Annotated in this window: 12 protein-coding genes; 4 read left to right on the top strand and 8 right to left on the bottom strand. The window is 65.7% G+C overall.

Annotation, left to right across the window (positions count from 1 at the left end; all coding sequences use genetic code 11):
• Positions 1–593: 593 nt before the first annotated feature.
• Positions 594–971, bottom strand: a complete 378-nt coding sequence (locus BLP88_RS12975; RefSeq protein ID WP_074589769.1) for a YegP family protein — start codon at positions 969–971, stop codon at positions 594–596.
• A gap of 186 nt (positions 972–1157) precedes the next feature.
• Positions 1158–1685, bottom strand: a complete 528-nt coding sequence (locus BLP88_RS12970) for a methyltransferase family protein (RefSeq protein ID WP_074589767.1) — start codon at positions 1683–1685, stop codon at positions 1158–1160.
• A 130-nt stretch (positions 1686–1815) separates the two neighbouring features.
• On the opposite strand from BLP88_RS12970, the gene BLP88_RS12965 reads away from it, so the two are divergent.
• Positions 1816–2229 carry a hypothetical protein gene (locus BLP88_RS12965; protein WP_074589766.1) on the top strand — a complete coding sequence of 138 codons (414 nt, stop codon included), beginning with the start codon at positions 1816–1818 and terminating at the stop codon, positions 2227–2229.
• 15 nt (positions 2230–2244) lie between these two features.
• Here BLP88_RS12965 and BLP88_RS12960 read toward each other — a convergent pair whose 3' ends face one another.
• A complete protein-coding gene (locus BLP88_RS12960) occupies positions 2245–3318 on the bottom strand; it encodes a DNA polymerase IV (RefSeq protein WP_444546274.1) in 1074 nt (357 codons plus the stop codon).
• A gap of 106 nt (positions 3319–3424) precedes the next feature.
• Here BLP88_RS12960 and BLP88_RS12955 point away from each other — a divergent pair, with 106 nt between their 5' ends.
• Positions 3425–3853 (top strand): DUF1003 domain-containing protein, encoded by a 429-nt coding sequence (locus BLP88_RS12955; protein WP_074589764.1) that lies wholly within the window; start codon positions 3425–3427, stop codon positions 3851–3853.
• 12 nt (positions 3854–3865) lie between these two features.
• Here BLP88_RS12955 and BLP88_RS12950 read toward each other — a convergent pair whose 3' ends face one another.
• From BLP88_RS12950 to BLP88_RS12945, 3 genes are read right to left on the bottom strand one after another with little or no spacing between them, the layout of a single operon-like run.
• Positions 3866–5311, bottom strand: a complete 1446-nt coding sequence (locus BLP88_RS12950; RefSeq protein ID WP_074589762.1) for a multicopper oxidase family protein — start codon at positions 5309–5311, stop codon at positions 3866–3868.
• Entirely contained in the window at positions 5311–5415 is a 105-nt protein-coding gene (locus tag BLP88_RS19335; protein WP_483771149.1) for an SHOCT domain-containing protein, read from the bottom strand. Before BLP88_RS19335 ends, BLP88_RS12950 begins: the two co-directional genes overlap by 1 nt.
• A gap of 17 nt (positions 5416–5432) precedes the next feature.
• Positions 5433–5915, bottom strand: a complete 483-nt coding sequence (locus BLP88_RS12945) for a pyridoxamine 5'-phosphate oxidase family protein (RefSeq protein WP_074589761.1) — start codon at positions 5913–5915, stop codon at positions 5433–5435.
• A 194-nt stretch (positions 5916–6109) separates the two neighbouring features.
• Between BLP88_RS12945 and BLP88_RS12940 the strand changes: the two genes are divergently transcribed.
• Positions 6110–6532: a pyridoxamine 5'-phosphate oxidase family protein gene (locus BLP88_RS12940; protein ID WP_084111172.1), complete on the top strand. Its 423-nt coding sequence runs from the start codon at positions 6110–6112 to the stop codon at positions 6530–6532.
• Between the two features lie 396 nt (positions 6533–6928).
• Here BLP88_RS12940 and BLP88_RS12935 read toward each other — a convergent pair whose 3' ends face one another.
• Positions 6929–7402 (bottom strand): pyridoxamine 5'-phosphate oxidase family protein, encoded by a 474-nt coding sequence (locus tag BLP88_RS12935; RefSeq protein ID WP_074589759.1) that lies wholly within the window; start codon positions 7400–7402, stop codon positions 6929–6931.
• A gap of 169 nt (positions 7403–7571) precedes the next feature.
• Between BLP88_RS12935 and BLP88_RS12930 the strand changes: the two genes are divergently transcribed.
• Positions 7572–9248, top strand: coding sequence for a GAF domain-containing sensor histidine kinase (locus BLP88_RS12930; protein ID WP_245679860.1), 1677 nt, complete (start codon positions 7572–7574; stop codon positions 9246–9248).
• A gap of 15 nt (positions 9249–9263) precedes the next feature.
• Here the strand turns inward: BLP88_RS12930 and BLP88_RS12925 are convergent, their stop codons facing one another.
• The gene (locus BLP88_RS12925; protein WP_074589758.1) at positions 9264–9950 is read right to left on the bottom strand and encodes a response regulator; all 687 of its coding nucleotides are present in this window, start codon (positions 9948–9950) and stop codon (positions 9264–9266) included.
• Between the last annotated feature and the right edge of the window lie 286 nt (positions 9951–10236).

The raw sequence follows: 10236 nt of genomic DNA, 5'->3' as shown, positions 1-10236 counted from the left end.
CGCCGCCGCCGATCAGCAGGGCCAGGCCGACCGCGATGCCCACCTTCAGGCCACGGCCGGCCTTGGGCTTGCTGCTCTCACCGGCAACGATGCGGGTGGTCGTGTTGTTGTCCTGGGGTGATGACACTGACGTATTCCTTTGCGGGAGGACAGGCCTGCATAACGCTCCAGGCCCAAGAACGGAGATGATGGGGTGACCCGCAGCACCCGGCGGTTGGGGCATGGGCGCCTGGTCCTGGGGTGTGCGTGGTGGTCTGATGCCGAGGCTGTGTGCCTTGGCTCGATAGAGATTACGGTCGCTCCGTCACGGCGACAACGGGATCTGACACCTGCGGTCATTGGGCGACGCCGGCGGTAATGGCCGGACGCCCCGCGTCACGCAACGACCAAATCCGTCATGAAAGAAGGCGGCCTCAGCCGCCGATCTCTGCCTCCTCAACGTGGACGCCCGCGTCCCGGAACTTCCGGACCTGGGCCGGGTCGGCGCCGTCGTCGGTTATCAGGGTCCAAGGCATCTGCGGCGGCGCCTCTCTTTAACCCGGAATGCGCCGGCGCGGCAGGACGCCGTCGCCGGCGCAGCGGTAGTCCGGTGCCTAGCGGACGGAATGGCTGCCAGTCATGCGCCTTGATGCGCTGGCGAGCTGCGGCAGAACCGGAACATGCGGGGCATGGTGTGTGCGGGGCAGGTGGACACTGCTCTGTGCTGCGGGTTCGGGGCACGCGGGGGAGCCGGCCTCAATCGCCCTGGTGTTCATGAACCTGTCGGCGCCCCGTCCATCCAGGGGGACACCGGGGCACAGGTCGGTGATCAGGCCCATTCCGGCGTACTCGCGCATGGCTTCGATGCCTGCCACCGCTGCCCGCTTGTCCGGAAAATCCGTGGAGAGGGCTACCACGCTCCCGTTGGGGGCCGTGACCCTGAACCTGAAGTAGCCGTACTCATCTTCGAAGAGTTCGAACGAACCGGTCATGACTGTCCTCCTAAGTCCGGCGATCAGCCGGAAATTCGACGTTACTCATGGGCCGGGATGCGTCGTTGCGTCCCGGTGATGGCGAATCGTGGAAATGGATACATGGCCGTGAATGTGAGGCGTGCCACATTACGTCAGGGCCCAAACATACCCGAACGTCCTCCGTGCTGGCGAGGGCCATTCCTGTCACAAACCGTTCGCACGTCCTTGCCGCCATGGCGTGCGCCGTGGCCACCAGCCGGGGACGTTGCGCCGGTACTCGAGGTACTGCCGGCCATAGGTGCCGGTGAGAGTCGGTTCCTCGTAGACCTTGACGAACCCCATCACCGCCGCGAGGACGATCCCCGCGTAGAGCAGGAGCGGCCAACTGCCGAACAGCAGAGCCTGGCCGAGGATGATCGCGAGTAGCGAGAGGTACATCGGGTTGCGCACGAACCGGTAGGCGCCTGTCACGACGAGAGTCCCGGTTGGAAGGGGAGGAGCGGGTGTGCCGCGGTGCATCGCGAACAATGCGAAGGAGTGGAGCAGGAAAGCAATCCCGAGGGAGATCGCGATCCAGGCCGCTGGCACGAGGACCCAGCCCGCACCGCCCCAGTCGAACCACCGCCAGCCCGAGATGAGCCACGGGAGGAGGCCGGCAACCGTGCCGGGGGCAAGGAAGAGGAAGCCGACGGTGCCGATCCACGCGCCGGTGGGCGAGGTTTTCCGGCCCATGCAGTCAGGCTAGTCCTATGGCGGGCGGTCCGGGTGCCGCCGTTCGCCTGGGCCGTGCGTTGCGGAAGCAGTAGCCTTTTAAGTACATGCCAGTCGGCTCCGACCCCCACGATAGACCCAGGAGCACAACATGAAGGTCCCCCGGCATTTGCTCACGATTGCCACGGTGCTCACCGTGATTTTCGGCCTCACGGCCGCTCCCGCGGGAGCCGCACCCAGACCGGTGTCCTTTGCTCAGGTGAGCGCAACGCTGCTGCCCGGCAACCAGGTGCGGGTCGACCTGACAGTGAAGTGCGACCCGTCGGATACCTACCAGTTCCAGATTTTCCATGTCCTGCAAGGCGAGACGGCCGGTTGGAACGATGACCCCACGTTCCTGCCCACTCCTTGCGGCACACGGGAAATTCTGCCTGCGTCCGGCCTGACCGGCTTGTTTCTGCCAGGGAAAGCCCAGCTGCACGCGCTCCTGAACATCTGTGAAGGGGGAGACCCGGCGGCCTGCTCGGTGGCGGAGGTCTGGAAGACCGTCAAGTTGCGTAGCTGACGAGGCCTGAGAGTCTCACCAGCCGCCGCGCGTCGGCGTGTGTCCCTGCCGGGCGTCGTCGGGCATCGTCATTTCGGCGCGCAGGCCGAGGAGCCGGATCGGTCGGCCCGCTTCGATCGCGGAGGCGAGTTCCACGGCCCGGGAGATGACTTCATTACGGTCGAAGGTCTCGGGGATCTTCTTCCCGTGGGTCGTGGTGAGGAACGGCGCGTACCGCACTTTCAAGGTCAACCCGACCACGGGCCGACCCTCGGCCGCCACGTCTTCCAGGACACGCGATGCCAGTTCCCTGACGGCGTCGTCCACTTGGGCAGGCTCGGTAAGGTCGCGTTGGAAGGTGATTTCGCGGCTGTGCCCACGGGCAACCCAGGGGGTGTCGTCCACAACGCTGGCTCCGTCCCCGCGTCCGAGCTGCGCGTACCAGGGACCCATCCGGGGGCCGAACTCCGAGGCCAGTTCCTGGGGATCAATCGCTGCAAGGTCGGCGACCGTGAGGATACCAAGTTTGGCCAGCCGCGCCGACACCCTGGCTCCAACGCCCCATAGTTCTTTGGTGGGCTTGCTGCCCATGACGTCCAGCCAGTTCCCGGCCGTGAGGCGGAAGACCCCGGCGGGCTTGCCGAAACCCGTGGCGACCTTGGCCCGGACCAGGGTGTCGCCGATGCCCACGCTGCAGTAGAGTTGCGTGCGTTCCAGCACGGCGGCCTGCAACCGCCTGGCGTAGGCTTCCGGATCGGCTGTTTCCACGCCGACAAAGGCCTCATCCCAGCCCAGTACCTGCACGGTGGCGCCGGGCTGCGCGCGCAGGGTGGCCATCACCGTTTCGGACGCCTCCAGGTACGCCTCGTGGTCGACCGGCAGGATCACGGCGTCGGGCACTTTCCGGGCCGCAATCCGCAGCGGCATGCCGGACCCCACACCGAAGGCCCGGGCTTCGTAGGACGCGGTGGACACCACGGCCCGTTCGGTGGGGTCGCCCCTGCCGCCGACAATGATCGGTTTGCCCGCCAGCTCCGGCCGCCGGAGCACCTCGACGGCCGCGATGAACTGGTCGAGATCAACGTGCAGCACCCACCGGATTCCGCTCACGCCACCAGTGTGCACGAAACATCCCGCGTTGGCACCGGGCCGCATGGCTGTTCCCTGGCCCAGACCGTGGGGAGCCATCGGACTCAACCGCCCTTAGCCTGTGGTTATGAATCAGCGTGAAAAGAACTGGCACGGACAACACAAAGCTGGACTGAGCCGGGGCGAGCGCGCCGCGGACTTTCTCCGCAACGGAATGGGCAGTTGGACGTTCGTCGGCCTGTTTGTCGCATTCATGGCAGTCTGGGCGGCCGTCAATACGTCCCTGCGTCCTCCCCAGGCGTGGGATCCCTATCCGTTCATCCTCCTGAATCTCTTCCTCTCCATGCTGGCGGGCCTTCAAGGCGCGATCCTGCTCATCGCCGCCAAGCGCCAGGACGCCATCGCGGCGGCCATGGCCCAGCACGATTACGAGACGGATGTCCAGGCAAAGTCCGAGATTGACCGGCTCATGGCCGTGAACAATCAGCAGCTCCAACTGCTGGAGGAGCTCCGCGCCATGCTGGCGCAGCGGGAGGGCCGGCCCGGGCCCGGCTGAGCTTCCGGACTGTCACCGAACCTCGAGAACGCCCATCATGCCCAGGTCTTCATGGTCGAGGATATGGCAGTGATAGACGGACCTGCCGGTGAAGTCCGTGAAGGCCACCCGGACCTTGACGCTGCCACCCGCAGGCACGTTCACGACGTCCTGCACACGGACCGAATCCGTGCCCGTGCCGTCTTCTTCGACGATCTGCATGGGCCAGACATGCAGGTGGAAGGGATGATCCATGGGCGTGTTGTTGAACAGGGTCCATTCTTCGAGGCTGCCCTTGGCGGCCGTGATGTCCGTTCGTGCCGGGTTGAACCGTTTGCCGTCGATGGTGAAGCCCTGCATTCCCATCGCTCCGGCCCCGAACACCAGGTGGCGCCGGGCCGCCAGGGGCAGCAATCTCAGGTCCTCCGGGCCGGAGCGCGTGGTCAGCGGCTTCAATGCCGGTCCGGGGTCGCCTGCCACCCTCACGGTCGCCAGGACCGTGCCGCCATCCGGCCTCCGCACGCCGGGACCCACGGGCCCCATTGCCCCACCTCTGAAACCCCGGTCATACGGCTTCGCAAGCACCATGGACTCGCCGGAAACCGCGGTGACCAGCAAGTCCGCCCGGTTGCCTGGTGCCAGCAGGACCTCCGGGACCTCCTTCCCTTCCCGCAGCGGACCCGAGTCGACGCCGAGCAACTGCAGGGACTGTCCCTCAAAGCCGAGCCGGAGGTAGCGGGTAACGCAGGCGTTGATGACCCGCCACAGCTCGCGTTCTCCCGGGCGTGCTTCGATCGTAGGCACTAAATGGCCATTGACCAGCAGGAGCGTTCCGGTGCGGCCGGCCATCCGGTCCATCATCGACGGCGGGCTGACGCTCCCTGCCGTGTCCAAGGTGATGTCGGAGACAACGAGGACCCGTTCCCGCGTAACCTCGGCTGGCGCAGCATCTTCGACGACGATCGCGCCGTACAGGCCCCCAAAGACCTGGCTCGCCGCGCGGCCGTGGTGGTGCGGGTGGTACCAGTACACGCCGGGAGGGTGGCCTTCCGGAACGCGGTATTCGTAGTCGAAACTGCTGCCCGGTGCCACCGAAATGAAGGCGTTGTCGCCATTGTCCCGGGGCGATACGTGCAGCCCGTGGACGTGCAGGTTCGTTTGTTCCCCGAGGTTGTTGAGCAGGTGGACCGCCAGGACGTCGCCCGCCCGGACCCGAAGCGTCGGGCCGGGGACCGCGCCGTTGTATGCAAGGCACGACGCCGGCCGGCCCGCGAGCTGTACGGTTCCGGGTGCTGCCTCAAGGCGGATTTCCAGGCGGCCTGATGAGCTATGGACAGTGGGCGGCTGCGTCAGTCCCGTCCCGGCAACGGTTCCCGGCGCTGATCCCCGCGACAGGAAGAGCCCGGTTGCGCCGGCTGCCGTACCGGCCAGTCCCAGCCCACCCAACAAGAGGGCCGTGCGGCGGCTGACCCGCGGCACTACAGCCCCTCGCCGAATACGTTGAGCTGCTCCCGGTATGCCTCCGTGGTTAGTTCTCCCCTCGCGAAGCGTTCATCGAGAATCTGCAGGGCCCGGCTCTTCATCGACGAGTCCCTGCGGTTCAGGTGCCGTTTCCGGGATCACGTGGCGCCACGCCAGGCTCCAATGGCGGCCACCACTGCGCGGGTGCGCTGATGACGAAACGCCGCCCGCTCACTTCCCGCGGGACTATGCGGATGAGTTGGTCCTTGACGCCGGCCTGCCATGGCGAGGGGGAAGTGGCGGCGGCTTCCTGAAGTTCGGCGGTGTTTTCGACGAGTTCGGCCGTGCCCTTGACCACCACGCTCCACGCGATGGTGCCGTAGGTGTTGAAGCCGTCCGCTTCGAAGGCAACTGATTTTCCGCCCTTCAAGGCACTGAGTTTGGTGCCGGGTCCGGTCCGGAAGATCACCGTGCCGAAGTCGGGGGCGTAGTTGACAGGGAAGATTTCAGGGTCACCGCCGATCACCAACGCCACCCTGCCGACAGAGGAAGTCTCGAGATGCTTCCAGCAGTCGTGCACGGTTAGGGACACGGTTTCAGAACCGGGTGCTGGGGTATCCATGGGGCGAGCATAGGTTCCAGGTCCCGGCCGCCGGTAGGGCAGAAAGTCCTGCGGGGGAACTGCGTTTTGTGAAGCCCCGCGGACATTGATGCCGTGACCTTCGGCCCTGTTTCCGCTGCGCCTGCCGGCGGAGACTAAGGCCACGATCCGGTGTGCTTCCGATACCGGGCGGCCGACCAGCCAGGAGGAACGTAGTGGAAAACGATGAACGGCCCGGAACGGTCCTGGACGAGGAACAGTCGTGGGATGTGCTGCGCCGCTGCGGCCACGGCCGGCTTGCCGTCTCGGTCCTGGGCAACCCCGACATCTATCCCATCAACTACATCGCGGACCATGGCGTTCTGCTGATGCGGACGAATCCGGGAACAAAGCTGGCCGAGCTCACGGTCAACGCGAATGTTGCGTTCGAGGTTGACGAGGTGGCGGACGGCGAAGCCTGGAGCGTGGTGGTGACGGGGAAGGCGAGAGTAGTCGAGTCGCAGGCGGAGGCGGACAGCTTGGACAAGCTTCCGCTCAAACCGTGGATTCCTACGCGGAAGTACACATATGTGGAGATCACCCCGGAGCGTATCCATGGCCGGTATTTTGAGTTCGGTGACGAGCCCGAGAGGTACTGAGCACCCGGGAATTATTGAGCAACCGGACGGGCCGGCGATGGCAGGACGGGCAGGGCGACGATGAAAGGCGGGATTCTTCTGGGAGCCGGTGAAGCTGCGCGGCTGTCCGCGCGGCACCCGCAGCTGCGGCGCGCAAACGTCGTCGCCGACGGCGAAGTTGCACAGGTCATGCGCGGACTTTCCGCTGAAGCAGACCTCGTGGTTGTGGGAACAGACCGCGGACCCGATTCCCACGGCAAGGGATTCGGCTCGGCAAGCTTCCAGACATCCATCAACCCGGGACTGACGGTTCATGAACTGCTGGACCTTGACCACGGCCCGGCGGATGCGCTCCGGAAAGCGCCGCCGGTGTCAGGTTGCTGGTCCTTGGCTGCCGCGGCAAGGGCGGACTCGGGGTCACTCCAAGCCTGCCCGTGGTGCATCATCCAAAGGGCTCCACCATGTGAGCGGTGTCGTCACGGTAAACCGGCGGCCCGTGATCGAGGCGGGGACTATCCGCACGAAAACGTCCTTCCGGCCAGCCCGCCACGGAAACAGCAGGAGCCCCACGGTGTCCAGGAGTTCCTGGGTCAGCTTTAAGCCGGCGGCTTCGCCTTTCACCACCACGCTCCAAGCGATGCCCGAATCCTGGTCTACCCCGTCGGCTTCCAGCGCCACGGGCGTCTCTCCCAGGGCTGCGTGAAGTTTGGTGCCCTCCCCGGTGCGGAAGACCAGCGTTCCATGATCAACCTTGTAGTTGACCGGGAAGATGTCGGGATGGTCGGTGACCCAGACCGCCAGCCGTCCCACGGACACGCCCCGCAGGAGGCCCCAGCATTGCTCGGGGGACAGGACTTCGACCTCCGAAACGGGTGGTGGTTTGCTCGTCATGGCCCTGACGGTACGCCGGAGTGGCGGACCGAAACAGGGTACAAAGCCCCGTGCCGAAGCTGGAACCGCGTTGTACCGCCGAGTAGGCTGGCATGGGGGCGCATGGAAGGGGCCGATGGATATGTCCAGCCCGGAACGGGGCGAACACTCTCCGGTTGCGGGGATTCGGATGGAAGCATTGCTCACGGACTTCCTGGCCCAGGCAGGCGATCTCCTCCACGCCCAGCAGGACATGCGCGGCCTGCTGGAAGCGGTGGTGTCGGTCGCCGAAGACCTTAGCCTTGAGGCGGTCCTGGACCGCGTGGTCACGTCGGCTTGCCGGTTGCTGAAGGCCCGTTACGGTGCCCTCGGGGTCATCGGTGAGGACAGGTCTTTGAGCCATTTCATCACCGTTGGCATCGATGATGACCTTGCGCGCAGGATTGGGCCGCGTCCCACCGGCCACGGCGTGCTGGGCCTCTTGATTTCGGACCCTTTGCCACTGCGGCTCCATGACCTGCGCGAGCATCCGAAGGCCTACGGTTTTCCGGCACATCATCCGCCCATGAAGTCATTTCTCGGGGTTCCGATCCGTGTCCGCGACGTGGTCTTCGGAAACCTTTATCTCACCGAAAAGGAAGGCGGGGAGGACTTCAGCCCGGAAGACGAGGACCTCGCTGTTGCCCTCGCTGCCGCCGCGGGGGTCGCCATCGAAAATGCCCGGCTCTATGAGGATGCGAGGCGCCGGGCCTCCTGGCTGGAGGCCTGCATGGACGTCACGGGCAGGATGCTCGGCGGGGAGCGGGCACTGGAGCCGGACAAACCCCTGGAAGAGAGCAACTGGGGGCTGAACCTGATCGCTGACCGGGCCCTGCGTGAATCGGGCGCCTGCCTCTCCTTGATCCTGATCCCGGCGGAGAACGACAGCTCCTACCGGGTCCTGGGGGCATCAGGGGAACACGCCGGACATTTCGCCGGCGACCTGCTGGCTCTGGACTCCGAAGCCGTCCGGAGCGTCGCCGCCGGCGGCCCCCCGGCCCGGATCGACGAAGCACGGACCGTCCTGGGCCCCACCGAGGGCTTGAACCTCGGGGAACTCCTGGCGATCGACCTCGGCGCGCACGGCGCCCACCACGGTCTCCTCATTCTGGTGCGGGCAGCGGGTGCCGGTGGCTTCCCGGTCACGGACATCGAGATGGGGGCTGTCTTCGGTTCGCACGTCGTGCTTGCCCTCGAGCTTGACCGGGTGCACCGACTGCGGGAGCAGCTGGTCCTTTTCACAGACCGGGACCGGATCGCGAAGGACTTGCATGACGTGGTCATTCAGCGTTTGTTTGCCGCGGGCCTGAGCATTCAGAGCCTGCGGCGCTTCACCAATAACGAGGCTGCGTTGGCCCGGATCGATTCGGTAACCGGGGAGCTCGATGAAACCATTCGCGACCTCCGTGACACCATCTACTCCCTGCGGACCGGGTCAGGGGAGCGGGAGCTCCTGAGCAGCCGGATCCTTCAAGTGGTCCGAAGCGCAACCAGATCCCTGTCCTTCGCACCGCACCTGAGCCTGAACGGCCCCGTGGATTCCGTGCTCGACGACGACACGGTCGTGAACCTGTTGGCTGTCATTTCCGAGGCCCTCAGCAACGCCGTACGGCATTCCGGGGCAGAGTCGATCAGCGTTTCCGTCTCCGCCGAAGATGGCAGGCTGCTTCTGGCCGTCGAAGACGACGGCTGCGGCTTCATGGAGCCCGCCCCGGGAAACGGTCTGGCCAACATGGAACGGCGGGCAGGCGAACTCAACGGGACTTTCTCCATCAGCAGCACGCCTCAATCGGGGACCCGGCTCGAATGGACCGTTCCCGTCGGCTGAGGCTGCAGACGGGCCTCAGTGGCGGGGAACAGAACCGCTTTGCGGCCCCTGCGCCAGGAACACTGCCGCTTGCGTGCGCCGCTCGAAGCCCAGCTTTGCCAGCATGGATGACACGTAGTTCTTGACTGTCTTTTCGGCCAACAACATCTCTTCGCCAATCTGGCGGTTCGTCAGCCCCTCTCCGACGAGTTCGAGGACCCTGCGTTCCTGCGGGGTGAGGGCAGCCACCCGCGGATCCACGCGTTGTGGCTCGGTGAATCCTTGCACAACCTTGGCTTTCAACCCGGCATCAAACAGCGACTCGCCCTGTGCGGCCGTGCGGAGCGCGCCAAGCAGGTCGGAACCACCGATCTCTTTCAGGACGTAGCCGGCCGCCCCGGCCAGGACCGCGCTACGGAGCGCCTGTTCGTCGTCGTAACTGGTCAGGATGAGGCATACGAGGGAGGGATCCACTGAGCGAACGTCGCGGCATACCTCGATGCCGGTGCCGTCCGGCAGGCGGGCGTCAAGGACTGAAACGTCCGGGCGCAGTGCAGGGATGCGGCGGGCCGCTTCCACGGCGGAGCCGGACATGCCGATCACGGCAAATCCTTCGCCCTCCAGAAGCTCTTTGAGGCCCCGCCGGACCAGTTCGTGGTCGTCAAGGATAAACACCGTGATCGGTTCGCCGGACGCGGGATGTGGCGCTGGTTGACGGTCCATGGTTCTCCTGTCACGGCACGGCTTCGACGGCGTTGTGCGGGCTCTGTTACCCCGTTCTGACATTGTTTCCTGCCCGCTCCGACACCTACAAGGGCCGAAGGGCCCGGGCAGGTCCCGTGACCTTTGGCACTGGTTCGCCGCCGGCCTTCCGTTCACGCTGGGATCAGGCGAGGAGACGAACCGTGGCGAAACGCTCAACGCGAAAAGACCATCGCCCGTCAAGGCTCACCGATCCCGCCCCGGAAGCAGCCGTGACGGGGTACCCACAACCGAGAAAACACGAAGG

Origin of the sequence: Arthrobacter cupressi (assembly GCF_900099975.1) — a bacterium.
Classification (GTDB): Bacteria; Actinomycetota; Actinomycetes; order Actinomycetales; family Micrococcaceae; genus Arthrobacter; species Arthrobacter cupressi.
The sequence above is the reverse complement of the archived record's forward strand: the minus strand, read 5'-3'. Positions and strand labels throughout refer to the sequence as shown.

Excerpts from the sequence above, each read along its gene's own strand:
- BLP88_RS12970 (WP_074589767.1), bottom strand. The coding sequence starts at position 1,685 with ATGGGCCGGAAAACCTCGCCCACCGGCGCGTGGATCGGCACCGTCGGC.
- BLP88_RS12965 (WP_074589766.1), top strand. The coding sequence starts at position 1,816 with ATGAAGGTCCCCCGGCATTTGCTCACGATTGCCACGGTGCTCACCGTG.
- BLP88_RS12935 (WP_074589759.1), bottom strand. The coding sequence starts at position 7,402 with ATGACGAGCAAACCACCACCCGTTTCGGAGGTCGAAGTCCTGTCCCCC.
- BLP88_RS12955 (WP_074589764.1), top strand. The coding sequence starts at position 3,425 with ATGAATCAGCGTGAAAAGAACTGGCACGGACAACACAAAGCTGGACTG.
- BLP88_RS19335 (WP_483771149.1), bottom strand. The coding sequence starts at position 5,415 with ATGAAGAGCCGGGCCCTGCAGATTCTCGATGAACGCTTCGCGAGGGGA.
- BLP88_RS12975 (WP_074589769.1), bottom strand. The coding sequence starts at position 971 with ATGACCGGTTCGTTCGAACTCTTCGAAGATGAGTACGGCTACTTCAGG.
- BLP88_RS12925 (WP_074589758.1), bottom strand. The coding sequence starts at position 9,950 with ATGGACCGTCAACCAGCGCCACATCCCGCGTCCGGCGAACCGATCACG.
- BLP88_RS12930 (WP_245679860.1), top strand. The coding sequence starts at position 7,572 with ATGGAAGCATTGCTCACGGACTTCCTGGCCCAGGCAGGCGATCTCCTC.
- BLP88_RS12945 (WP_074589761.1), bottom strand. The coding sequence starts at position 5,915 with ATGGATACCCCAGCACCCGGTTCTGAAACCGTGTCCCTAACCGTGCAC.